Source organism: Vibrio olivae, assembly GCF_042428525.1.
GTDB classification, from domain to species: domain Bacteria; phylum Pseudomonadota; class Gammaproteobacteria; order Enterobacterales; family Vibrionaceae; genus Vibrio; species Vibrio olivae.
Window position 1 is genome coordinate 251,557 of the sequence record NZ_JBHMEP010000004.1, and the last position, 23,981, is coordinate 275,537.

The 23,981-nt window shown below is 46.1% G+C and carries 15 protein-coding genes and 1 pseudogene; 13 read left to right on the forward strand and 3 right to left on the reverse strand.

Translation table 11 applies throughout. From position 1 onward, the window contains the following. Window positions 1-23 precede the first annotated feature (23 nt). The 8 genes from ACFFUV_RS15090 (at window position 24) to ACFFUV_RS15125 (ending at window position 12,546) form a co-directional block, all read left to right on the forward strand. Window positions 24-1,010 carry a carbohydrate ABC transporter permease gene (locus tag ACFFUV_RS15090; protein WP_390194392.1) on the forward strand — a complete coding sequence of 329 codons (987 nt, stop codon included), beginning with the start codon at window positions 24-26 and terminating at the stop codon, window positions 1,008-1,010. 35 nt (window positions 1,011-1,045) lie between these two features. Beyond that, on the forward strand, window positions 1,046-1,918 hold the full coding sequence (locus ACFFUV_RS15095; RefSeq protein ID WP_390194424.1) for a carbohydrate ABC transporter permease: 873 nt from the start codon (window positions 1,046-1,048) through the stop codon (window positions 1,916-1,918). A 16-nt stretch (window positions 1,919-1,934) separates the two neighbouring features. Next, window positions 1,935-3,284 (forward strand): GH1 family beta-glucosidase, encoded by a 1,350-nt coding sequence (locus ACFFUV_RS15100; protein WP_390194393.1) that lies wholly within the window; start codon window positions 1,935-1,937, stop codon window positions 3,282-3,284. Continuing rightward, window positions 3,284-4,375 carry an ABC transporter ATP-binding protein gene (locus ACFFUV_RS15105; protein ID WP_390194394.1) on the forward strand — a complete coding sequence of 364 codons (1,092 nt, stop codon included), beginning with the start codon at window positions 3,284-3,286 and terminating at the stop codon, window positions 4,373-4,375. The genes ACFFUV_RS15100 and ACFFUV_RS15105 overlap by 1 nt, the downstream gene beginning before the upstream one ends. A gap of 61 nt (window positions 4,376-4,436) precedes the next feature. Then, window positions 4,437-6,851, forward strand: coding sequence for a glycoside hydrolase family 94 protein (locus tag ACFFUV_RS15110; protein ID WP_390194396.1), 2,415 nt, complete (start codon window positions 4,437-4,439; stop codon window positions 6,849-6,851). A 115-nt stretch (window positions 6,852-6,966) separates the two neighbouring features. After that, a complete protein-coding gene (locus ACFFUV_RS15115; protein WP_390194398.1) occupies window positions 6,967-10,074 on the forward strand; it encodes a GH116 family glycosyl hydrolase in 3,108 nt (1,035 codons plus the stop codon). A gap of 142 nt (window positions 10,075-10,216) precedes the next feature. Next, window positions 10,217-11,254 carry a LacI family DNA-binding transcriptional regulator gene (locus tag ACFFUV_RS15120; protein ID WP_390194400.1) on the forward strand — a complete coding sequence of 346 codons (1,038 nt, stop codon included), beginning with the start codon at window positions 10,217-10,219 and terminating at the stop codon, window positions 11,252-11,254. A gap of 326 nt (window positions 11,255-11,580) precedes the next feature. Continuing rightward, a complete protein-coding gene (locus ACFFUV_RS15125) occupies window positions 11,581-12,546 on the forward strand; it encodes a glycosyl transferase family protein (RefSeq protein ID WP_390194402.1) in 966 nt (321 codons plus the stop codon). A 104-nt stretch (window positions 12,547-12,650) separates the two neighbouring features. Here ACFFUV_RS15125 and ACFFUV_RS15130 read toward each other — a convergent pair whose 3' ends face one another. Continuing rightward, entirely contained in the window at window positions 12,651-12,839 is a 189-nt protein-coding gene (locus ACFFUV_RS15130; RefSeq protein ID WP_390194404.1) for a hypothetical protein, read from the reverse strand. A 493-nt stretch (window positions 12,840-13,332) separates the two neighbouring features. On the opposite strand from ACFFUV_RS15130, the gene ACFFUV_RS15135 reads away from it, so the two are divergent. Genes ACFFUV_RS15135 through ACFFUV_RS15145 form a run of 3 tightly spaced genes read left to right on the forward strand, consistent with a single transcriptional unit; the run spans window position 13,333 to window position 19,101 of the window. Further along, a complete protein-coding gene (locus ACFFUV_RS15135; RefSeq protein ID WP_390194406.1) occupies window positions 13,333-14,478 on the forward strand; it encodes an efflux RND transporter periplasmic adaptor subunit in 1,146 nt (381 codons plus the stop codon). An 11-nt stretch (window positions 14,479-14,489) separates the two neighbouring features. After that, complete coding sequence (locus tag ACFFUV_RS15140; RefSeq protein WP_390194409.1) at window positions 14,490-17,636, forward strand: efflux RND transporter permease subunit; 3,147 nt, start codon at window positions 14,490-14,492, stop codon at window positions 17,634-17,636. Continuing rightward, on the forward strand, window positions 17,626-19,101 hold the full coding sequence (locus ACFFUV_RS15145; protein ID WP_390194411.1) for an efflux transporter outer membrane subunit: 1,476 nt from the start codon (window positions 17,626-17,628) through the stop codon (window positions 19,099-19,101). The genes ACFFUV_RS15140 and ACFFUV_RS15145 overlap by 11 nt, the downstream gene beginning before the upstream one ends. Before the next feature lie 137 nt (window positions 19,102-19,238). Here the strand turns inward: ACFFUV_RS15145 and ACFFUV_RS15150 are convergent, their stop codons facing one another. Continuing rightward, the gene (locus ACFFUV_RS15150; protein WP_390194413.1) at window positions 19,239-20,369 is read right to left on the reverse strand and encodes a 5-methyltetrahydropteroyltriglutamate--homocysteine S-methyltransferase; all 1,131 of its coding nucleotides are present in this window, start codon (window positions 20,367-20,369) and stop codon (window positions 19,239-19,241) included. Window positions 20,370-20,814: 445 nt separating this feature from the next. On the opposite strand from ACFFUV_RS15150, the gene ACFFUV_RS15155 reads away from it, so the two are divergent. Beyond that, window positions 20,815-21,273 (forward strand): nuclear transport factor 2 family protein, encoded by a 459-nt coding sequence (locus ACFFUV_RS15155; protein ID WP_390194415.1) that lies wholly within the window; start codon window positions 20,815-20,817, stop codon window positions 21,271-21,273. Between the two features lie 69 nt (window positions 21,274-21,342). Here ACFFUV_RS15155 and ACFFUV_RS15160 read toward each other — a convergent pair. Next, a pseudogene (locus ACFFUV_RS15160) lies at window positions 21,343-22,929 on the reverse strand (FAD-dependent oxidoreductase); the annotation flags it as partial. Window positions 22,930-22,977: 48 nt separating this feature from the next. Between ACFFUV_RS15160 and ACFFUV_RS15165 the strand changes: the two are divergent. After that, on the forward strand, window positions 22,978-23,889 hold the full coding sequence (locus tag ACFFUV_RS15165; RefSeq protein ID WP_390194416.1) for a recombinase family protein: 912 nt from the start codon (window positions 22,978-22,980) through the stop codon (window positions 23,887-23,889). The last annotated feature ends 92 nt before the right edge of the window (window positions 23,890-23,981 follow it).

Here is a 23,981-nt window from a genome sequence, read left to right on the forward strand (position 1 = left end):
ACATCAGCAATGAGGTCTTAACTATGAATCATGTAACGAGCAAAGAGGTCGATAGCGACGAGCGTAAAGGCTTTTTATATTGGCTGAACGTGAAAGCGCTTACACCGTATGGTTTTTTATTGCCGTTCCTGATTATTTTTTCAGTTTTTGGCGTGTTTCCGCTGCTGTTTTCCATCTATTTGTCGTTCCAGCAATGGAACCCAGTAGAAGGGTTGGCAGCGATGAATTATGTCGGCATCGATAACTATCAAATTGCATTAACCGACCCTTGGCTTTGGCGAGCGTTGGGTAATACGTTCTGGCTGGCGATTACATCCGGGGTTGCACAGCATTTAATTGCGATTCCTGTGGCGTACATTCTCGTGTCGATGGGCGATAAGCTTCGGCATTGGCTCACATCCGCTTATTTCTTGCCCTATATTACGTCAACGGTCGCGGCGTCGCTGATCTTCTTTAATATGTATTCGCCCAATTCCGGGATCATTAATCAGTCTTTGATGGCTCTGGCGGATAGCAGTTTATTTGGTTGGGCGTTTGGCTGGATCAATGACTTTCAACCGATTCGTTGGTTGGACGATGCAACCTTTGTTAAACCCTCAATCGCAATCATGGTGTTTTGGAAATACACCGGTTTCAACATTGTGCTCTATACCACTGGTTTGATGACGATTCCCAAAGATATTTTGGAAGCGGCGAGAATGGATGGTGCTAACGCACTGCGCCGTTTTTGGTATGTGTCATTGCCAATGATTCGTCCGTTTATTTTCTTCGCGGTGACCATGACCATCATTGGTAACTTGCAACTGTTTGAAGAACCTTTCGTTCTGACTCGTGGTACTGGTGGTACCGGGCAATCAGGCTTAACTATTTCGATGTATCTCTACAAAGTGGGTTGGGAATGGCTTGAAATGGGTACTGCATCAGCGATTTCTTGGTTGCTATTTATCTTGATTGCCGCTTGTACATCGATTCAATTTTTCTTCTTTGGTAAGAAAGGGTTAGGGGATTAATTATGTCTGCACAAAATAACGTGTCCAATGACACCATGACGACAAAACGGACGTCGTTAAAACCCAAAGACACCACCATCGATCTAGCGGTAAAAGTATTGATGGTCATTCTGGGGATTGTTTTGATTATCTCCGCATTGATGACGGTGTTTCCTTTCCTTTGGTCTGCGCTGCTTTCCACGCGGGATCGTACCGAGATTTTTGGGAGTGGGATAAGCTTTGCGATTGGTGATAGCTTAGCTATTAACTACGAAAAACTATTGCAAATCATGCCGTTTTGGCAGGCAATGTTTAACTCAATTTACGTCGCATTTCTCGGTACAACCATCTCATTACTCTTTTGTAGTATGGGCGGCTATGCGTTTGCCGTTTACCAATTTAAAGGCAAAAAATGGTTGTTTGGTATGCTGGTAGGTTCGATGATGATTCCGCCTGTATTGAGTTTGATTCCCTATTTCATGATCGTTAAATTCCTTGGGTTACTCGACAACCATCTCGCTGTGTGGTTGCCCTTTACCACTACGCCATTTGGTATCTTTTTAATGCGTCAACATGTCGTCGCATCGATCCCTAAAGAGTTACTTGAAGCCTCAAAAATGGATGGCGCTGGCGAATTTCGCACCTATTGGAGTGTGGTTCTGCCGTTAATGAAACCGGCTTTAGCCACGCTAGCCATTGTTCAATTTGTGTTCTTCTGGAATATGTTCATGCAACCACTGGTTGTACTCACTACGCCAGAAAATTACGTCATTACCCAAGCTCTGCGCAGTGTTCAAGGCATTCCTAATACGCCTTGGGGCGCGGTCATGCTCGGAACAACGATTTCGATTCTTCCACTGGTAACCGCTTATTTATTCTCATCAAGACAGATGATCAGTGGCCTCACTTCCGGTGCCGTGAAAGGATAACGTTTAAGGAATTCGCATGAAAACATATCAACTTCCTCAAGATTCAAGATTGAGCCAACCCGACTTTGTGTTTGGGGTGGCGACCTCTTCCTACCAAATTGAAGGGGCTGCCAAAGAGGGCGGAAGAACCCCATCTATCTGGGACACCTTCTGTGCTTTACCCGGTGCGGTTCATAACGGTGAAAACGGCGATATTGCCTGCGATCACTATCATTTGTGGAAACAAGACATTGAAATGATTCATGGCCTCGGAGTCGATGCGTATCGACTGTCGATTGCCTGGCCGCGCATTTTTCCTCATGAAGGTGAGTTAAATCCGCAAGGCCTTAATTTCTACCAAAATATTATTGATGAGTGCCACGCCAAAGGCATGAAAGTGTATGTGACGCTTTACCATTGGGACTTACCACAATACCTACAGGACCGAGGTGGCTGGCTTAACCGCGAAACGGCGTACAAATTTGCTGAATATGCGGAGGTGGTTAGTGCCCATTTTGGTGATCAAATCGATGTTTACACGACGCTCAACGAGCCGTTTGTTGCCTCATTTTTGGGTTATCGCTGGGGTATTCACGCGCCAGGTATTAAAGGCGAACGTGAAGGGTTACTGGCCGCGCACCATATGTTACTTGGGCACGGTTTAGCGATGCCATTGTTACGGCGCAATGCGCCCAAATCACAACATGGCATCGTTTTTAATGCCTCGCCTTCTTATCCGCTAAGCGAAAAAGATCAAGCGGCGGCGGATTACAGCGAGGCAGAAGGTTATCACTGGTTTATGGACCCGGTGCTGAAAGGCGAATACCCGGCCTTGGTTCTCGAGCGTCAAGCCAGCAATTTACCGATGATTCTTGATGGCGACCTAGCGATCATTCATGCGCCAGTGGACTATGTTGGCATCAATTATTACACCCGCCATGTATGTTGTTTTGACGAAAACGGTGACATCAAAAACGTGGAACAGTCGCAAGCCGAACATACCTTTATTGGCTGGGAGGTCTACCCACAAGGCTTGACAGACTTACTGGTTCGCATCCACCAGCGTTATACCAATATGCCGCCGATGCTGATTACTGAAAACGGGTCAGCAGGGGATGACTGCGTCATCGATGGTGAAGTCAACGATGAACAGCGTACCCGGTACTTTCAAAGTCACCTGTTAGCGGTAGACGAGGCAATTCGCCAAGGTGTCAACGTGACGGGCTACTTTGCTTGGAGCTTAATGGATAACTTTGAGTGGGCGTATGGCTACGAGCAGCGCTTTGGCATTGTCCATGTCGATTATCAAACCCAGAAACGCACGCTCAAACAAAGCGCGATCGCGTATCGAAATATGTTGCTTGAACGCGCAGAGGAGAACAAGTAATGGCGAAAGTTGAATTCCGTAATGTTAAAAAGTCGTTTGGTAAAGTCGACGTCGTCAAACAGTTTGATTTTACTGTTCAAGATGGTGAGTTTGTGGTGTTTTTAGGCCCTTCAGGTTGTGGAAAGTCGACCACATTACGTATGTTAGCCGGGTTGGAAACCATCACCGATGGCGAGATTTACGTTGGTGAGCGTTTGATGAATAAAATCGATGCCAAAGACCGTGACTTAGCCATGGTGTTCCAAAGTTATGCACTTTACCCGCATATGACGGTGTATGAAAACATTGCCTTCGCACTGAAAATGAAGGGAATGTCAAAGCCGGATATTGATACCGAAGTGCGTAAAGCGGCAAAAATGCTTGAGCTTGAAAGCCTCCTTAATCGTAAACCAAAAGAACTCTCAGGTGGTCAGCGTCAGCGGGTTGCAATGGGGCGTGCGATGGTGCGTACGCCTAAAGTCTTTTTGTTTGACGAGCCATTATCTAACCTAGATGCCAAATTACGTGGCTCTATGCGTGAAGAAATTAAGCAGCTGCATCGCGAGCTCTCAACCACCACTATTTATGTCACCCATGATCAAATTGAGGCGATGACATTAGCCGATCGCATTGTGATCTTAAAAGACGGTTATGTCGCGCAAGTGGGCACGCCAACCGAAGTGTTTAAACGTCCGGCGAACAAGTTTGTGGCGCAGTTTATCGGCAACCCTTCAATGAACATGCTTGATGCAAAATTGGTTAATCGTAACGACGAGTGGATGATTGAACTTGGTAATATCACCATGCCACTGCCTGAACGCTTTAAAACGCTTGCCTCTAGGAACCTAGCGATCCACTTTGGTATTCGTCCAACGGATATTCATCTGCGCGCTGAGCATATTGATCATCAACGTGTGCTGCCTGTTCCGGTCAATATTTTGGATAAAGAGTTGCTTGGTGCGAGCATCTTACTCAAAACGCAAATTGAGGGGCAGGAATTGACGGTGGAAACCCAAGCCGCCGAAGTTGATGTAGACGCGTTAACCTTGTATCTCGATATGGATGCGATTCACCTGTTTGACGCGTTGAGTGAAAAATCTCTCGCTAGCTAAGAAAGACCAACGCCACAACTGTTGATATAGGCTCCTCCATGGGGAGGGGCCGAGGATACTAATGATGAAATTTGGATATTTTGACGACGAGCATCGTGAATATGTCGCGACGACACCCTGTACACCCATTAAATGGTGTAATTATGTGGGTACCCTAAATTTTGGTGGACTGGTAGACAGCAATGGCGGGGTTTTGCTGTGTAAAGGTGACCCTGCGCTTAATCGTATTACGAAATACATTACTCAGTTGCCGAATTCAGAATTTAAAGGGTCGACCTTGTATTTAAAAGTGCGTGATGCAAAGGGGCGAACTGAGGTTTTTTCGCCGTTTTATACGCCAACCTTAAAACCATTAGAGCGCTTTGAAAATCATACGGGGCTATCCTATACCAAGATTATTTCTGAAGCATTTGGCGTGCGCTGTGAAGTCACGTTCTTTGTGCCCAAAGACGATCCGGTATTACTGAAAGACATCAAGGTCACCAATATCTCGAATCGCCCGCTTAGTGTTGATGTGGTGCCAGTGTTTGAATTTTCGCATTTCGACGCATTGAAGCAGTTGGTGAACGCGGATTGGGTACCTCAAACTATGACCCTCAAAGCGCATGAGCTCGATGGTTTTACTGTGCTTGAGCAATACGCATTTATGAAGCGGGATATGGCCGTTAATCTTTTAAGTGCTGACCGCAAGGCGACCTCATTTGATGGCGATCGCGCCGCGTTTCTTGGTGATTTTGGCTACGGAAGCTGGGCATCGCCCAAAGCGCTAGACGATGAGGAACTGACCAACAGCCAAGCACTGCGTGGTGATAACATTGGCGCGTTAAATTTACGTTTGGGAGAGTTAGCTCCCGGGCAGAGCGAGCGAACCGTGGTTCAATTGACGCAAATGCCCAGCCTTGAATTGGCACAACCTCTTTTGGCTAAGTATCGTGACCACAACAATGTGGATCGCGCGTTTGCTCAGCTGAGCGAGTTTTGGCACGACTATTTATCAACCTTAGAAGTCAACACGCCAGATCCATCGATGAATTCCATGCTCAATGTCCATAATCCGCGCCAATGTCATACCACAAAAAATTGGTCTCGTTATTTGTCGTTATACCAGCTCGGTTACGGCGCGCGAGGGATCGGGTTTCGTGACTCATCGCAAGACACCCTTGGTGTCATTGCCCATATGCCAGATGAAGCGCGTGAACTGATAGAACGATTGTTGTCGGTACAAAACCAAGATGGCTCAGCCATGCACCAGTTTTTCCCGTCTACCATGGAAGCCAACGCCGGCGACTCCAGAGAAGAAGAAGACCGCCCTAATTACTATGGCGATGATCATTTGTGGATCATTTTTGCCGTCACGCAATATGTCAAAGAGACCGGAGATGACTCATTTTTAGATAAGCCAATTGCGTTCTATCAAAAAGATAAGCGTGGTGAACCACTGGAAGTCGCCACTGTATGGCAGCATTTACAGCGTGCGATTGACTTCACTCGAAACAACACCGGCGCACACGGACTTCCGCTACTGGGATTTGCTGATTGGAACGATACCGTGAATTTGCCGACCGGAGCCGAATCCATGATGGTTGCAAACATGTACGGTAAAGCGCTTCAGGACATGCTAGACCTGTGTCAACTTCGGGGCGATGGTGCGCTCACTCTACAGTATCAGAACGATTATCAAGCGATGAAAGCAACCGTCAATGAATGTGGTTGGGATGGCGCATGGTACATCCGTTATTTTGATGAGCAAGGTCAGCCCATTGGTTCTAAACACAATCAATATGGTCGAATTTATACCAATGGTCAGAGCTGGCCGGTCATTTCTGGTTTTGCGAGTAAAGAGCGGGCTAAACAAGCGCTCGACGCAGTGTACCAAAAACTCAATACAGCCAACGGGATTAAATTATCGACCCCAGGTTATAACGGCTTTGACCCGCAACTTGGCGGCGTATCTACCTATCCGCCAGGCGCCAAAGAGAATGGGGGGATTTTTTTGCATGCCAACCCTTGGGTAATGATCGCTGAAGCCAAAAGTGGCAATGGCGACCGCGCTTATCAATATTACCGTCAAATTAATCCTGCCTCGAAAAACGATACGTTGGATGTGTTTGAGTCTGAACCATACTGCTATCCGCAAAATATTCTCGGAGATGAACATCGACAATTTGGGCTTGGTCGTAATGCTTGGTTATCCGGGACTTCTTCATGGACATACGTGGCTGGAACCCAGTGGATTTTAGGGGTTCGCCCAGACATTGATGGTTTGATTATCGACCCATGTATTCCCAAATCGTGGCCGGAGTTTTCGGTTCGGCGCCGTTTCCGCGGTGCGACTTATCACATTGCGGTATCAAATCCCAATCAGGTATCGAGTGGGGTTTCCAGAATTAAAGTAAACGGCGAATGGATAGCAGGAAATAAGATACCCGTGCTCGAAGCAGGTGAGCACCAAGTAGAAGTGGTGTTAGGGGAGTGATCCCAACGTACATAAAGGGCAGTTTAGGGCTTACCTGACTGTGTAGATAATTCATCCCGGCGCGCCGCCTCACTTGGCATCGAGTGAGGCGAGGGCGGAAAAATGGAATGTGACTATGAACTCGACAATTCCTTACACCAGTTATTGCGGCTTAGCCAGTGAACTGACGTCTCAAGGTGAAGCGGTAGAATTCATTCAGCCTTGGTATACTCCCATCTCTACGACACCTAGTAATACCGGTATGGCTATTGGTGGTATCGGAAGCACATTTACGCTGACGCCCAATGGTGATACGCCAAACTTCAGTTTTATTCCCGGTATATTTATCGAAGCGCAAGAGGATAATATTCATTTTAACGACTTTTATCTCTCTGCCGCGCCGCCTCCGTGTTTAGAGCATTTACGCATCACCAATCTAAATGACTTAGTTAATCACCTCAAATACTACCCTGCGCAGTTTTGTGGCCAAGTTTTGACTGCGGAATCCGAGACGGATGCCCTAACGGCGATTTGTCAGGCCCTTGAACAAGGGGATTTCTATCAACAGAACAGGGCTAATTTTGAACGTTGGCAAGTGGTGCTATCGGCACACACGCGCCAAGCATTGGATGCGGTCCCCAATGCCGTTGACACTCAGATTTTTGTCGCGCTCGACTTTTTTAATGGCATCGTGTTTGATGAACGCGTTTATGCCAGACGATTAACCGCCAGTCAGCCTAACTTGATTGACGCTGTTGATGGTGAACGTATTGAATACCGGGCGTTATATCCCATTGCCGAGTACCGTTACCATCATTTTGAACAGCTTGATGTGAAACGCAAAGTCATCTCGCCGATTGTCCGTCATGACGCTAAGTTATGCGCTTTGCCCGGGCATTGGAATGAATTTGAATTCACCAACCACAGCGTGGAAACCCAAGTTATTACGTTAGTCCAACCACTTGCTAATTTAATGGGGTCAACCTATCGGAAAGGACGAGACGGTATACAGGATTCCGCGTGTCGCTTGGTTCAAAACCCGAATAAGCACACCCATGTTCAGGTCAATATTGATACCGAGGACGGGGTGTTTACTGGTGTGCGTCTGAGCAGCGATTCACCATATGGGTCGGACGTTGAGGGGGACGTTGTATTCGGTGTGCATATGGACACCAATGCGCACCATCAAGGGAACATCAGCGTTTCCACCAAGCCAAGCATTTATACTTCAAATGTTGAAACCGAGGTGAAATCGAGCTTGCTGACGGCAAGAACACAGCATCACTTTGAACGCGGTATCTACAGTGGACGCGAGGCGCTCAGCGCCATCGTATGCGTGCGTATCGAATTGGAGCCTAATGAATGCCAAGCCGTTCGGTTTTTCCAAGTGATGGATCACGCCAAAATTGCACTTGATGGGTGGCAGTCACGCAAAGCGTATGCGCGTTATTTCAAAACACCTCAGCAACCGGATGTAACTGAGGAGACGCCAAATCGTTGTCTGGCTATCATGCAGACGCTGCTCAATCAATATTCTTCCATTGAGCAGCGAATCATTGATCAGCAACAGGCGTTTTATGCCAAAGCCCGCAGCCAATTTGACGGTGAGGATACCGCGCTCAAATATGCCACGATGGCCATGAATACATTGTCATTCATCAGTGAATCAACGGTGTGGGATGAACAGCATAAATTTTTAGTCAAAGAGTGTGTTGATTATCCGTTTTTTAATTCCTTGGATGTCTATTTCTATGGCTCTTTCTCAATTCTTTACCTATTGCCAGAGCTCGATGGGCACGTGATGAAGGCTTTTGCTTGTGCCATTTTGGACTCAGACAATACGCTTCGACGTTATTGGGAGTATGAAGACAAGCCGTTTGCCGAGCTGGTGGATGAGAAATACCAAGGCGTTCGCGCGATTCGTGGCGCCGTTATTCATGACCTCGGTAGTCCTTATGACATTCAACCTGATGCCTACAGTTGGCATAACGTCAAAGAGTGGAAAGATTTGGCGCCGAAGTTTGTGCTCATGGTGTATCGCCATTACCAGCGTACGGGTGATAAAACCGTGGTGGACGCTTGCTGGCCGGCTGTGAAAGAGAGCATTGCCTTTTTACAGCAGTTAATAGAGCCAGGCGAGCACTTTCCATTAACGCGGGGGACGGATGATACGTTTGATAATTTGTCTTCTCACGGCATCTCGATTTACTGCGGGAGCTTATGGGTCGCAGGCCTTACCGCCGCGAGTCGGTTGGCGCAGTTGATGGACGAAGAGGCGTTAAGCATTGAGTATTCAAAACAATCGGTGAGCGCGCACAATGAGCTTGAAGAGAGTTTATGGGATGAAGCGCGTGGTTATTTCCACTTTTTCGTTACCCCTATTCAAGCTAAACACCTCACTGGAGAGGGAACTGACGCTCTGGCTCAATTGGGTTTGAATGTCACTGGTGATCGAGTACATGATGCAAATGTGTTAAATCGCTGGCTAAATCATTCTCCACAGCCAGACACATCAAAATATCAGCAGCGTCGTCAGCGTAAAGCTCAGCTTTTACAGCATGCCCCCCATGCATTTACGCCAAGTTACGCGTCGATTTTAGAGTTGGATTCTGACAACAGTTTTGGTGATGCGCTGCTTGCTGATACGTATCTTAAGCTCGTTGATGAACCTCAAGGTCTGTTTGCTACTGAACGAGTGAGTCGTGCGCTTGATTACCTTTATCAGCATAACTTTGAAATAAATAGCCCGATGCTTGGGGTGGCGAACATGACATTAGCGGATGGCGCGCCCCATGAGGCTTTCCAAGCACAAGACGTATGGATTGGTGTGCAATTTAGTACCGCGGCGGCACTTAAATTGGCTGGCAAGCAGCAACAAGCGGAGACATTGGTGAATACAGTTTATGAAGCATTATACGCTAAGGCAAAAATACCGTTTGCTGCACCGGAAGGTTTCAACTGCTCTGTTGCTGTGTCTGGGCCCGCATTGTGCGATACATTCAATATTGGCCCGCAACAAGCGCAACAATGGCTCAAGTGTTTAAAACGCGCAAATTGGTTATTTGATGACGGCCGAGTAAACCCGAATTTACCTAAGGATCTGACTCAATTTATTGCCTCTATTGGCCGTGACATTGAGTTGACGTCATACGAAGGTTTGCATCGGTTTTTGATTAATACCGGGCTTAAGTATACGGCAGGTCGGTATTTTCGGCCGGGGATGATTTTTTCTCTTGTCGATTAAGTGGTTTAAAACCAAATTTTCTCATCCTTGAGGATGAGAGGATAGGTGAAATGTGACGCTTAGGCTCTATTGACAAAAGGACTATTGAGCCCTCTCAACAGAGTCACTTATATTGAGGTATACCATCAATAGCGTGAATATAATGAAAAAGAAAACGACCCCTACAGTGTATGATGTTGCCGCGCTAGCTGGTGTTTCACCAAGCACGGTATCTCGATTTTTGAATCGAACGACGTATGTATCAACAGAGAAAAGCAGCAATATTGAACAAGCGATTAAGCAGCTCGGTTATAAACCCAATATCAACATTCCTGAGCAGCAAAAGCGGCGTTCGATGCGAATAGGCGTGCTGATTCAGCATCCTGATAGCCCCTATACCAGTCGTATTTTAAATGACATGGAGAAGGTATTCATCAGCCATGGTTATTCGTTAACGATAGCGACTGGGCACTGGCAACGCAGTTTGGAAACCCATGCACTTGAATATCTATCCAACAGCAAGGTTGATGGGATGATTATTGTCACGGGAAACTTGTCACAAGAGCAGATTCTCCGTTACGCCGAACAGGTTCCTGTTATCGCGGTTGGTTATCAGATTGAAGCGAAAAATGTGCGCTCGATTAGTGTCGATAATGTATTGGGTGGCTATATCGCGACGTTACACCTACTGCAACAAGGGCATGCGAATATTGCTCATATCAAGGGATTATCCACTCAGCCCGATGCGCACGCGCGATTTGAAGGGTACAAGCGAGCGCTGAATGAGGCAGGAATAAAAGTGATGCCGAAACTCGTCAAACAAGGTGATTTTAGCTCAGAAACTGGCTATCAACGCACCCTCGAGTTGATTGAATCAAACGTCCATTTTTCTGCCTTATTTGCAGCGAACGACCAAACGGCTTATGGCGCCATTAAAGCCTTAAAAGACAAGGGTTACCGTGTGCCGGAGGATGTGTCGGTGGTGGGGTTTGATGATCTACCCACCTCGCAATACTTTACGCCATCATTAACCACATTACGTCAGCCTATTGAAGAAATTGGCGCGATATGTGCTCATTCTTTGCTTAACTTACTCAGCGGTCAGGAGTATGAGGTGCGATTACCTCCGATTGATTTGGTCGTGCGTCAATCAACCAAATCGTTATTTGCAGTTCGTGCACAACTAGCGTTCGAGCACTGAACTATTATGGTGCAAAAAGGCATTTAATCCAGCAACTTATGCTGGCAATTCGGAGCTTTGTAATTTGGTATGCTAATTGCTTTAGTAACCGCCATAGCGAACTTGAATTCGTTAATAATAAAAAATAGTCACAGGTAAAGAGGCCTCTCCCTAACCGGAGAGGCTTTTTTTCTTCTTTCAAGCGTTATCGGTAAGACGCTCAACATCAACAACGTCTACTCAACTTGAATATTGATGATGACAGGGTAATACTGCGATTCATCAGCATGCTATGCACGACATTGCCAGCTTTAGCATGCTTCATTAAATAACATTGGAAATCGAGTATGAGCAGTATCTTAGAGTGTATTCGTACCGTTGGGCGCGGTGAGCGAGGCCGTAAACCACTGAGTTTCGATCAAGCCTATAAAATTATGGATGAGTATTTAGATGGTCAAGTTGGTGATGATCAAATGGCTATGCTAATGATGCTGATTCGGGTTCAAAATGAAACATACGACGAGATAGCTGGGTTTGTAAAAGCGTTTCAAAAGCGCGTCCCGGAGTTGGGGGCGGATATTGATTGGCCTTGCTACGCAGGTAAACGAGCGGCAACCGGAAAACCTTGGCATTTGTTGGCAGCCAAGCTACTCGCGTCGAGTGGGTATAAGGTGTTGGTGCATGGCTATCATGAAGTCGGTTCAAACCGAGAGCATGCCAGCCACTATCTCGATAAACTCGGGATCCAGCAAGCGCCATCGCCTGAGCTAGCGCGTGACATGCTAGAGGCCGATAGCATCGTTTATTTACCTCTGAATGTTTTCGCTCCTGAGGCTGAGACGATGATCGCTTGGAAACATCGTTATGGTTTACGTACGCCAATTAATACCGTGGTGCGAGCCCTCAATCCAGGGGCGGCTAAAATTGGCTTAAGAGGCAGTTTTCACCCAGGCTTTCAGCAGTTGCATGCAGAAGTGGAAACCATGATAGGTCAACATAGTGAATCCGTGGTGTCATTTAAAGGCGTCTCTGGGGAGTCAGAATATAATCCTAAAGTGAGTCAAACGGTTTGGATGAGCCATAAAGGTGAAGTTGAATCCTATTACTGGCCAGAACAGATATTAACCGAAGCGCCGATGCCTAAACGCTGCGTTTTTGATACGCCTGAGTCCGATTGGTTGACGATGGCCAACGCGGTTATCGCCACCATGGCTGCTGTGTTGTTTGCTAAATTTCACGATCGTGATAAGGCGTACGAACTCGCGTATCAGTTATGGCAGAGTTATTGTGATGCGTCGAGCGAGGCGTATTAAGAGGAGACTCCCAGAGAGGTTTAGATCCAGCATCTAAACCTTTTTATTTACCCGCTTTACTACAGAGCGGATATGAAAGAGATGTTAAGCAAACGTTAGTCATGTCATGCTGCGCGTTCAACGACATGCCAAGCCAAAAACTGACCAAAACGGCAAAAGATGAGGGGCTTCGCGCATGGTATGATGCGCTCATCGGCAACTGGGCTACAAGCAAATTCATCGAAATAGCCCGCGTTGTTTCTCGCCAAGGCATCCATCATCAAGTTATTCTTTTCACGGCATTTTAGTTTCACTTTGTTACATTTTTACCGTGTTACTTTGTGGCTAATTAATCGCCTGATTTGACACAAACCTTGCACACAAAATTTGGCGTATTTCAACCAAAACCCATCGAAATCGCTTTTTATTTTTTTTCTCCAGTTTATTAATTTTTTCATCTAAATAAATGTGTTTAAATGCTTCTAAACCCTTGTGCTGTATGTTTTAAGTTTCATTTGTACTTGGTCTGTTCGGCGTTTGTAAACGTATGTAAAAACGTTGCTTAAAAAGATAGACTGGACTTATTATTGTCCGTCTGGATAATAAAGAAATAGGCCAATCGTTGACTGCAAATTTGCATAAACGTTTTTTATGAGACTCGCTGCCTATAAAAATTAACAGAAGATATGTTGTGACTGAAAGCAAGGTGTAGTCTAAACATAGCAGCCATGCTTTTAGGTCAGCTCTAAAGTATTACCTTTATGACCAGGCTAAAGCATTAAAAATATAATGATCAGGAGATACACTATGACGAAAGTCTTGCCTAAATATCGTAATTCTATGATTGCCATAGGACTTGCGATGGCATTGACCGCTTGTGAACAGGAAGCCCAATCAGGAGGTGCGCCAGGTCAAGAGCCTAGAGCGACTGCTGTAGAGTCCGTCATCATTGAAACCCAACCCGTAGAAATTACGGATACCTTGCCGGGTCGTACCAGCGCTTATCGTGTCGCGGAAGTTCGTCCTCAGGTTAACGGTATTATTATCGATCGACTCTTTACAGAGGGAAGTAAAGTCGAAAAAGGGGATGTGCTGTATCAAATCGATCCCGCCACTTACGAAGCGACGTTAGACAGTGCCAAAGCGGAACTTGCTTCTGCTCAAGCGACGTTACAACGCGCCAAACTTCAGGCGGAGCGTTATCGTGAGTTGGTGAAGAACCGAGCGATCAGTGAACAAGATTATGAAGACGCAGATGCCACTTATCGTGCTGCGCTTGCTAGCTCAATGGCAGCGAAAGCCGCGGTGAAATCTGCTCAAATCAATTTAGATTATACCGAGATTAAAGCGCCGATTTCTGGGCGTATTGGTAAATCGTTTGTGACTGAAGGGGCATTGGTCACTGCAAGCCAAACGGATTACCTTGCGACTATTCAGCAAATTGACCCTCTTTATGTGGACCTTTCTCAGCCGAGTAACACTGTGTTGAAATTGCGCCAGCGCGCAACCAGCCAAGGTGAAATGAAAGTCAGTGGCATCAAGCTGACCTTAGACGACGGTACTGAGATTGATCAACCCGCTTCTTTGCAATTTGCTGATGTTTCAGTCGATGAATCAACGGGAACAGTCTCGCTGCGTGCGTTACTGCCCAACAAAGATAACACTTTACTACCTGGTTTGTACGTTCGTGCCAAAGTGCCCGTCGACAATGTTGACAGCGCTATCTTGGTTCCTCAAGCAGCGGTAAGCCGTGACACGACAGGGCGAGCGCACGTGAAAATCGTCAATAGCGAAAATAAAGTTGAAGATCGCGTTGTGACAACAAGCCGTGTTGTTGGTACCAATTGGCTCGTGACTGATGGTCTGTCTGAAGGCGATCAAGTGATTGTTTCAGGCCTTCAAAAAATTGGTGATGGCAGTCTGGTAGACCCACAACAAATCGACAAACAATAGGTATGTAATTTATGGCTCGTTTTTTCATTGATAGACCCATATTTGCATGGGTTATCGCGATCCTTATTATGCTTGGCGGCGTATTGTCGATTACGACATTACCTGTTGAGCAATATCCGCAAATAGCACCACCATCGGTCAGTATTTCTGGTTCGTACACTGGTGCATCTGCGAAAACAGTAGAAGACAGTGTGACTCAGGTTATCGAACAGAACATGAATGGTATCGATAACATGCTTTACATGTCTTCAAACAGTGACTCAGCTGGTAACTTCCAAATTACATTGACGTTTGCGACAGGGACTGATCCTGATATTGCTCAGGTTCAGGTACAAAATAAGTTGAGTGCGGTAGAACCCAACTTACCTGATGCGGTTGTCAACCAAGGGGTAACAGTTGCTAAGTCAGCAGACAGCTTTTTAATGGTGGTCGGCTTTATCTCAAAAGATGGCTCGATGAACAACACTCAGCTGTCTGACTACGTAGTGTCAAACGTCCGTGACCCGCTAAGCCGCGTTCAGGGTGTGGGTGAAATTCAAGTGTTTGGTGCCCAGCACGCTATGCGTATCTGGCTTGATCCACACAAATTGAACAAGTTTAACTTAACGCCAAACGATGTGAGCACGGCGATCACCAATCAGAATACGCAGGTGTCGGTCGGTGAGCTCGGTGGTAACCCAGCAGTTGAAGGCCAGCAATTAAGTGCAACGATCACCGCGCAAGGCCGTTTAAGTACGGTTGATGAATTTGAAAATATCCTACTGAAAGTGGATACCAATGGTGCTCAAATTCGCGTTAAAGACGTGGCTCGCGTTGAAATGGGCGGCGAAAACTACGCTGCGGTGGCAGAATACAACGGTAACTACGCCACTGGTATTGCGATTCGTTTGGCTTCGGGTGCGAACGCGCTAGACACAGCGGATGGCGTGCGTGCTAAGTTGGCCGAACTGCAAGATTTCTTTCCTGATAATCTCGAAATCGTTTACCCGTACGATACAACGCCATTCGTTAAAATTTCGATTGAAGAAGTGGTACATACATTAGTTGAAGCGATCATCTTGGTGTTCGTGGTGATGTATGTGTTCCTGCAGAAGTTCCGTGCAACCTTGATTCCAACCATCGCCGTACCGGTTGTATTGCTCGGTACCTTCGGCGTGATGTCTGCCTTTGGCTATTCAATTAACACCTTGACGATGTTTGGTTTGGTGCTGGCCATCGGCTTGCTGGTGGATGACGCCATCGTCGTGGTTGAAAACGTTGAACGGGTTATGGAGGAAGATGGTCTTCCACCTCGTGAGGCAACGCGTAAGTCGATGGGGCAAATCACCGGTGCATTGGTGGGTATTGCTCTGGTATTGAGCGCGGTATTCATTCCGATGGCGTTCTTCGGTGGGGCGGCAGGCTCTATCTATCGTCAGTTCTCGATCACGATTGTATCGGCGATGGTGCTTTCTGTTCTGGTAGCCATGATCTTAACGCCAGCACTTTGTGCGACCATGCTTAAGCCGATCAAAAAAGGTGAGCATCACGGGGTAAAACGTGGGCCACTCGCTTGGTTTAACAAAGGTTTCGACTTAGGAACTGACCGTTATCAAGGCATGGTTTCGAAGAGTGTTAAGACCAAGCTTCGTTACGTTATGGTTTACTTGGTACTGGTCGGTGGTTTGATCTTTATGTGGAACCGCATTCCGACGTCCTTCCTACCTGAAGAAGACCAAGGGGTCTTTATGACCATGATTCAGTTACCAAGTGGTGCGACTCAAGAGCGTACACTTGATGTTATTGATGATGTGCGTAAACACTTCTTGGAAGACGAAAAAGACAACGTGGTTTCTGTTTTCTCGGTCGCAGGCTTTAGTTTTGCAGGTCGTGGACAAAACATGGGTTTGGCTTTCGTCAAGTTGACCGACTGGGATGAACGTACACGTCCTGATCAATCTGTTGATGCGATTATCGGCCGAGCTTGGGGGGCGTTATCTCAAATCAAAGATGCGCAGGTTTATACCTTTAACCTCCCAGCTATACCAAGTTTGGGGACCGCCAGTGGTTTTGATGCCTATCTGGTTGACCGTGGTAACCAAGGTCATGAAGCTCTGCTCAATGCTCGTAACCAACTATTGGGTATGGCGGCGCAAAATGGTGACTTAACGTCAGTTCGTCCAAATGGTATGGAAGACTCGCCACAATTTAGAATTGATATCGATTACGAAAAAGCGATGGCAATGGGCGTGGCAGTGAGTGATATTAACTCGACGCTTTCAACCGCTTGGGGTTCACGTTATGTGAATGACTTTATCGATAATGGTCGTATCAAGAAAGTGTATGTTCAGTCTGATGCGCCTTACCGTATGGATCCAGAGGACATGAAACTGTGGCACGTACGAAATGCTGACGGCGAAATGGTTCCCTTTGAGGCTTTTGCGTCTTATCACTGGACCTATGGCTCGCCACGTCTTGAGCGTTTCAACGGGTCGCCATCAATGAACATTCAAGGCTCTGCCGCTCCGGGTAAGAGTTCTGGTCAGGCGATGGAAGCGATTGAACGCCTCGTTCAGCAGTTGCCACCTGGTTTTGGTGTTGAATGGGGAGGAACATCGTTCCAAGAGAAACAGTCGTCTTCGCAAGCCAGTTTACTCTACGGCATTTCATTGCTGATTGTATTCTTGTCCTTGGCGGCGCTTTATGAAAGTTGGAGTGTTCCATTCTCCGTCATGCTGGTTGTGCCACTGGGGATTCTAGGGGCGATTGTTGCTGCGACGTTGAAAGGGCTATCAAATGATGTCTACTTCCAAGTTGGTCTACTAACCACCATTGGTTTGTCAGCGAAAAACGCCATCTTGATTGTTGAGTTTGCGAAAGCACTTTATGACGAAGGAATGGATCTGGTTAAGGCGACTATCGAAGCGTGTCGTATGCGTTTACGCCCGATCATGATGACATCGTTTGCGTTTATTCTTGGTGTACTTCCGCTGGCTCTAAGTTCTGGTGCTGGTGCTGCAAGTCGAAATGCGATTGGTTGGGGGGTTGTTGGCGGTATGTTAGCGGCGACCTTGCTGTCGATTTTCTTTGTTCCGGTGTTTTTCGTTATGGTCATGAAATTGTTCCGTACGCCACCGCAGAACCCGTCTTCTCAAGAGGAGAACACGGATGCAAACTAAGTTACTCTCTGTTCTAATTGCCGGCGCGCTCGCCGGCTGTAGTATGGCGCCAGACTACCAACGCTCATCAACCGATGTGTCGACATCAGGTGAAGGTTGGTCAGAGTCCACTGCTACGCAAGTAACCAACGAGACCGTGCTGCCCGAGTGGCGCACGTTCCTTGCGGATCTCAAGCTGCAATCGATTGTTGAGCTTGCACTTGAAAACAATAAAGACTTACGTCAAACGATTTTGAATGTAGCCGCGCTTCGTGCGCAATACCGCGTTCAAGATGCTGATCGTTACCCTGGGTTGGATGCAAATGCCTCGGGGAACCGTACCCGCTCGTCCGATGCTCTAACCGGAAACGGTGAGCAATACAGTTCGACTTACAGCGCGACAGTCGGCGTGACCAGCTATGAACTTGACCTTTTCGGGCGAGTAAAAAGTTTAAGCGATCAAGCGCTTGAAACGTATATGGCGGCAGAAGAAGGTCGTCGCAGTGCGGTGATTGCATTGATCTCTGAAGTGACGTCCAGTTACATGACTTTAATGGCGAATCAGGAGCTTCTTGCATTAAGCGAAGATACCGTCAAAGCCTATGAAGAGACATTGGAACTTGTCCAAACTCGTTATGATGCAGGTTTTAGTGATGCACTGACATTGGCGCAAAGTAAAACTGCGTTACATAGTGCACAAGCAACCGTCTCTCAATACAAACTGGCGGTGGCACAAGGTTACAACACCTTACGCCAACTTGTTGGTGCTCCGATTAAAGCTCGTCTAGAAGGTAAGTTGCCGACAGAAGAGGGCAGCATCTTGTCGCAACTTGAAGTGGGAAGCACTTCTGCGCTGTTGCTGTCTCGTCCTGATATTATGGCGGCAGAGCACACACTGAAAGCAGACAATGCAAATATTGGTGCTGCACGTGCCGCGTTTTTCCCGCAAATTACTTTAACGGGTCAAGCTGGAGTCAGCTCAAGTTCTTTGGATAGCTTATTTGGTTCTGATGCGACTTACTGGAGTTTCTCACCTGCGATCACAATGCCGATCTTCAACTGGGGAGCAACGTCTGCTCAGCTAGATATTGCTGAAATCAGTAAAGAAGCATCGATCATTGCGTACCAACAAGCCATCGAAACGGGCTTTAAAGAAGTGTCGGATGCGTTGCTCGGCCAACAGTATTATATGGAAGAGTGGAACGCGCAAAAAGCGAACTTAGATGCAAACGAAGATTATTATCAGCTTGCAAAGTTACGCTTTGAAAAAGGCAGTGACAGCTACTTTGATTTGTTGGATGCACAGCGTTCGCTGTTTGCGGCGCGTGAAAGTGAGTTGTCTTCTCACCTTAACTTGCTGACTAGCCGCGTGAACCTCTACAAAGCGTTAGGTGGTGGCTGGCAAGCGGCAAATGAAGAGCAATCAACGTCTGTGAAGCATGCGCTTGAGACGATGGAAGCGCGTCAAGATGCTGATGATGAGTAATCACGCTATATAAACGTTTAAGCCTCACTTCGGTGGGGCTTTTCTTTATCTTTCGCGTGTGACGTTGTCACTATGGGTTGGGTAAACAAAAAAGCAGACCTAAGTCTGCTTTTGAAATGGCGGTTCTAATCGAGTTATTAAGCCCAGACGTCTTGGGCGATATCATTGATCAGACGAATTTTATCCCACTGGGCGTCAAATTCGATTTTATTGCCTTCCTGAGTCGAAGCAAATCCACATTGTGGGCTAAGGCACAAATTATCGAGTGGTACAAAGGCTGTTGCTTCTTGAATTCGGTCCTTAATGTTTTGCTTGTCTTCTAACTCGCCAAACTTTGACGTCACTAAACCTAGTACGATTTTGCTATCTCGGTTTTTCCAGTGACGTAGTGGAGCAAAATCACCCGAACGCTCTGAATCATATTCCAAGAAGAAACCATCGTAGTTGGTGGCAAACAGCGCCTCAGCCACTGGTTCGTAACCTCCTGAAAATAACCAAGAAGACGCATGGTTACCGCGACAGATATGCGTCGTGATCACCATGTCACTCGGCTTCACTTCCAGTGCTTGATTGATGATTTGGGTACAAACTTGGGCAATACTGTCAGGGTCGATGCCTTTCTCTTTCAATTGTTCACGCTTTTGTGAATCAATGAGAAATGCCCAGTTGGTATCATCAAATTGTAAGTAGCGACAACCTGCATCGTAAAATGCTTTGATCGCATCTTGGTATGTGGTGGCAAGATCGGCGTAAAATTGCGTTAAATCAGGATAAACTTCATCTATCTTGGATGTGCCATCATTAGCCAACACTTCTTGGCGAAGAATCATGGTTGGCGCAGGAATTGTCGCTTTCGCTACACTGCCATCGCCTGTCTCTGCGACTTTCTTTAAGTAGGCAAAATGTTCGATAAATGGATGCGAAGAATCAAAGGAGACTTTGTCTACCAATCGAATGTTATACGCCGGCGCTGCTTTGCCTTGGAATTTTTGGTTGTAGCCTGTGTTTGGAACGTAGCCTTCTATGCCATTTAGGTTCTCAAGAAAATCGATGTGCCAAAAACCACGGCGAAACTCACCGTCAGTAATCACTTGTAGCCCAGCTTTCTTTTGTTGTTCGACAAGCTCGTTAACCGCTTTGTTTTCAATTTCTGTCAGTTGCTGCTTATTGATATTCCCTTGTGCAAAATCACGGCGCGCTTGATGCAGATAATCAGGACGAAGATAACTTCCGACAACATCGGAACGAAATGGAGGACGAATGGCCATGACAAAACCCTTTTAATGACGACTAAATTGAGAGTTCATAGTAATAGATGGCTAGATGTCTGTTAATGGAATTATATTCATCATTATCATGAATATAATTCAAGTTCGGATAATAATTCACCAACGGTGCTCAAGACGATAACAAAGATGGGTTTAATCCCATTTACCAAAGTAATATGGTTTTACCGAAGTAATAAGGTTTCAGGGGGGGCGACCATCGCCACTGCGCGTTAGTATTTTGAGTAATTCGTTGATTCTCATTTAAAAGATTATTAGAAAAACCAACAGGAACGAGTCTTAAAAAATCATACTTACAGAAAAGTACGTACTTATATTTTTTCAGTGCTGCTGGCAGACTGCTTCTACTCATCCTGATATGAGTATCGAACTTGAAGACCATCAGTGACTCTTGCCGATGATTGGTGGTTAAACTGAGGAATCCTATATGCGTAAAATGTTCCAACTCTTATTACTCTGTGTTGCACTTTTCCAACTCTCTACCGCGGCGTATGCTGATGAAGCACTGTCTCAAAAAGAGCAAAATCGTCAAACAGTACTCAATTTTTATGAAGCCGGACTCAACAAGAAGGACGCCGATGAGGCACTAAAATACGTCGGTGACGTTTATATTCAGCACAACCCTCATGCAGCGGATGGGCCAGAGGGATTTCGAGGTTTTGTCACCTTTTTACGCGAGAAGTATCCGCAATCGCATAGTGAAATTACTGCCAGCTTTGTTGATGGGGATTATGTCATTCTTCACGTTCATGCGGTGAGAAGCCCCGGAACAAGAGGTGTCGCGATTGTCGATATCTTTAGGTTGGATAATGGAAAAATCGTTGAACACTGGGATGTAAGTCAAGATGTGCCAGAAAAATCCGCGAACAACAACACCATGTTTTAACACTTGTTACCGATAAAATTAGCCAGCACATAGGTCTGGCTAATTGTCGTTACTCGCTGTTGGTATCAATTACGCGTTGGCAAATAGATAAGTGCGGTAGCCTCCAATCAAATTACGGGCTTTGTAGCCGTTATTCACCAACTGACGATAAGCAACATTACCACGTAGGCCGACCTGACAGTAAATGATGATCTCTTTGTCTTTTGGCAGTTCGTGCATACGCTGACGCAGCTGGTCAACGGGAATATTCACAGCACCGTCTAAGTAACCATTTTTTAGCTCGCCAGGGTTACGCACATCGAGTAATAATTGGTTGTCATTTAAATCATCGATTTGGTCAAAATAGATAGGCGTAGAATCGCCTTTAATAATATTATTTGCGACAAAGGCGGCTTGGTTGATGACATCTTTCGCACTGCCATATGGAGGCGCATAGGTGAGCTCAAGGTGTTGCAATTGTTCGACGGTCATTCCGGCGCGTTGTGCGACAGCCAGAATGTCGATGCGTTTATCTACGCCGTCTTTACCAACAGCCTGAGCACCAAGGATCTTGCCCGTTTGCGGCGTAAAAAGAAGCTTTAATGACACAACTTGAGCTCCTGGGTAGTAGCTAGCGTGGCTCGCGGTATGAACGTAGGCTTTTTGAAAATCAATGCCATCCCGACGAAGTTGTTTCTCATTTTTACCCGTCGAAGCAACCGCTAAATCAAAAACCTTGCAAATCGCGGTTCCTTGAGTGCCTTGATAGGCTTCACTGCGGCCAAGCATGTTGTCTGCGGCGATTCGTCCTTGGCGGTTCGCAGGCCCTGCAAGTGGCACAAGTGTCGATTCGCCTGTCACGAAATCCTGCTCTTCGATTGCATCGCCAACCGCATAAATCGCTTCATCGTTGGTTTGCATATAAGCATTTGTAACAATCCCACCCAGTTTACCGATATCTAATCCAGCTTGCTGAGCGAGTTGAATTTCCGGGCGAACACCGATAGCCATAATTAAAATATCGGTGGTGATTCGTTCATCATTGCTTAATGTCAGTTCAAGTTCTCCGCTGATATGTTGTTGGTCCGTTTGCTGGCCTGCGTCTTCACTCGCAATGGTCGTTGCGGGTTTATATTCAATGGCGTTTAATGCGGTCGCAAGACGTAGATCAATGCCTTTATCTCGAATCTCAGCATGTACAAAACCCGCCATCTCGCGGTCAACAGGGGTCATCACTTGATCGGCCATTTCTAGCAGCGTGGTTTTTATACCCAGTTGGTGAAATGCCTCCATCATTTCTAGGCCAATAAAACCCCCACCAACAACGGTGGCATGAGTGGGTTTATTGGTGTGAAGTGTGCGCAGGATATTGTCCATGTCGGGAATATTACGTAGAGAATGCGTCAATGGATTATCAATGCCTGGGATTGGTGGAACGACAGGGCCTGCACCAGGGCTTAATAACAGAAAATCATAGCTCTCTTGGTATTCGCTACGATCAACTAAGTTTCTTACCGTCACGGTTTTTTTCTGGCGATCAATGCTGACGACTTCGTTCATCACACGCACATCGACATTAAAGCGCGCTAAAAAACTCTCGGGTGTTTGAAGCAGTAAATTTCCACGCTCTTTGATGTCACCGCCCACATGATAAGGCAGGCCACAGTTTGCGAAAGTAAATTGTATGATAAGCTGCATAATCAAAAAGCATATTGAGAATCAAACATGAGCAAATACCACCTTTATCATCGTGTTAGTAAAGCCGTTCAAAGTGAACAAGGGCATGGTATTGATCGTCAGCAGCAAGGCAGTGAAATCTGGATTGAAAACCACAATAAGAAAAGAGTTGATGAGGGGTTACCAAGCTACAGCCGTGGACAAATTTATGAAGATAGAGGGCGCAGTGGGTATACATCAGCCAACTTAAAAAAAGGTGAGCTTGGTCAGCTAATGAATGACATTGAACGTGGCTTTATAGCAAAAGGTGACATTATTGTTATTGAGCTAATAGATAGATTTAGCCGAGCGAAGCCTGATTTTGTACGTAAACAGTTCGAAAAAATCCTTACAGCAGGTGTGAAAATAGCAATTACAAAATGGGATATTGTTTTTGAAGAGGATATGCAAGGGATTGAAGGAGTAAGTGCAAGAGTTTTGCTTGAGATAAGCATCTACCTTGCAAACCAAGAGTCGTCTCAGAAAAGTGCAAGGATTCGAGCAAGCAATAAAACCATGAAAGATAAGGGAATGAAGCACATAGCTAAAACTCCTATCTGGCTGGCTCGTTCACCTGACCGAAAGGGTCATGAAGTTATTCCTCAAAATGCAGAGATTATTCAGAAGATCTTTGAGCTGAAATTGGAGCGTGGATGGGGCGCTTTACGAATTATGAATGAGTTGAGAGAGTTAGAGGCGAAAGGCAACCTAAAAGGTTTTGTTTCAGTGGATGAAAAACCAAATTTAATTTTAGCCAGATATACATACAATGATGAGGGGGAGTTAGTTCAAGGGGCGTTGAATTCTCCTCTTGCTGAATCCACGGTTAATGCAATTTTGCGAAATAAGAATGTGATCGGCTCATTGAATGATCAACCAATTTACTACCCGCCAATTGTAGACGAAGCTGTATATTTGTAGTGGCATAGTGAATTTGGCCACCTGATTAGAGGTGTTAAGATACACCTCATAGCATGACAGGTGAAACTATGACTAAGCGTACCAGACGTACT

Excerpts from the sequence above, each read along its gene's own strand:
- ACFFUV_RS15090 (WP_390194392.1), top strand. The coding sequence starts at position 24 with ATGAATCATGTAACGAGCAAAGAGGTCGATAGCGACGAGCGTAAAGGC.
- ACFFUV_RS15095 (WP_390194424.1), top strand. The coding sequence starts at position 1,046 with ATGACGACAAAACGGACGTCGTTAAAACCCAAAGACACCACCATCGAT.
- ACFFUV_RS15100 (WP_390194393.1), top strand. The coding sequence starts at position 1,935 with ATGAAAACATATCAACTTCCTCAAGATTCAAGATTGAGCCAACCCGAC.
- ACFFUV_RS15105 (WP_390194394.1), top strand. The coding sequence starts at position 3,284 with ATGGCGAAAGTTGAATTCCGTAATGTTAAAAAGTCGTTTGGTAAAGTC.
- ACFFUV_RS15110 (WP_390194396.1), top strand. The coding sequence starts at position 4,437 with ATGATGAAATTTGGATATTTTGACGACGAGCATCGTGAATATGTCGCG.
- ACFFUV_RS15115 (WP_390194398.1), top strand. The coding sequence starts at position 6,967 with ATGAACTCGACAATTCCTTACACCAGTTATTGCGGCTTAGCCAGTGAA.
- ACFFUV_RS15120 (WP_390194400.1), top strand. The coding sequence starts at position 10,217 with ATGAAAAAGAAAACGACCCCTACAGTGTATGATGTTGCCGCGCTAGCT.
- ACFFUV_RS15125 (WP_390194402.1), top strand. The coding sequence starts at position 11,581 with ATGAGCAGTATCTTAGAGTGTATTCGTACCGTTGGGCGCGGTGAGCGA.
- ACFFUV_RS15135 (WP_390194406.1), top strand. The coding sequence starts at position 13,333 with ATGACGAAAGTCTTGCCTAAATATCGTAATTCTATGATTGCCATAGGA.
- ACFFUV_RS15140 (WP_390194409.1), top strand. The coding sequence starts at position 14,490 with ATGGCTCGTTTTTTCATTGATAGACCCATATTTGCATGGGTTATCGCG.
- ACFFUV_RS15145 (WP_390194411.1), top strand. The coding sequence starts at position 17,626 with ATGCAAACTAAGTTACTCTCTGTTCTAATTGCCGGCGCGCTCGCCGGC.
- ACFFUV_RS15150 (WP_390194413.1), bottom strand. The coding sequence starts at position 20,369 with ATGGCCATTCGTCCTCCATTTCGTTCCGATGTTGTCGGAAGTTATCTT.
- ACFFUV_RS15155 (WP_390194415.1), top strand. The coding sequence starts at position 20,815 with ATGCGTAAAATGTTCCAACTCTTATTACTCTGTGTTGCACTTTTCCAA.
- ACFFUV_RS15165 (WP_390194416.1), top strand. The coding sequence starts at position 22,978 with ATGAGCAAATACCACCTTTATCATCGTGTTAGTAAAGCCGTTCAAAGT.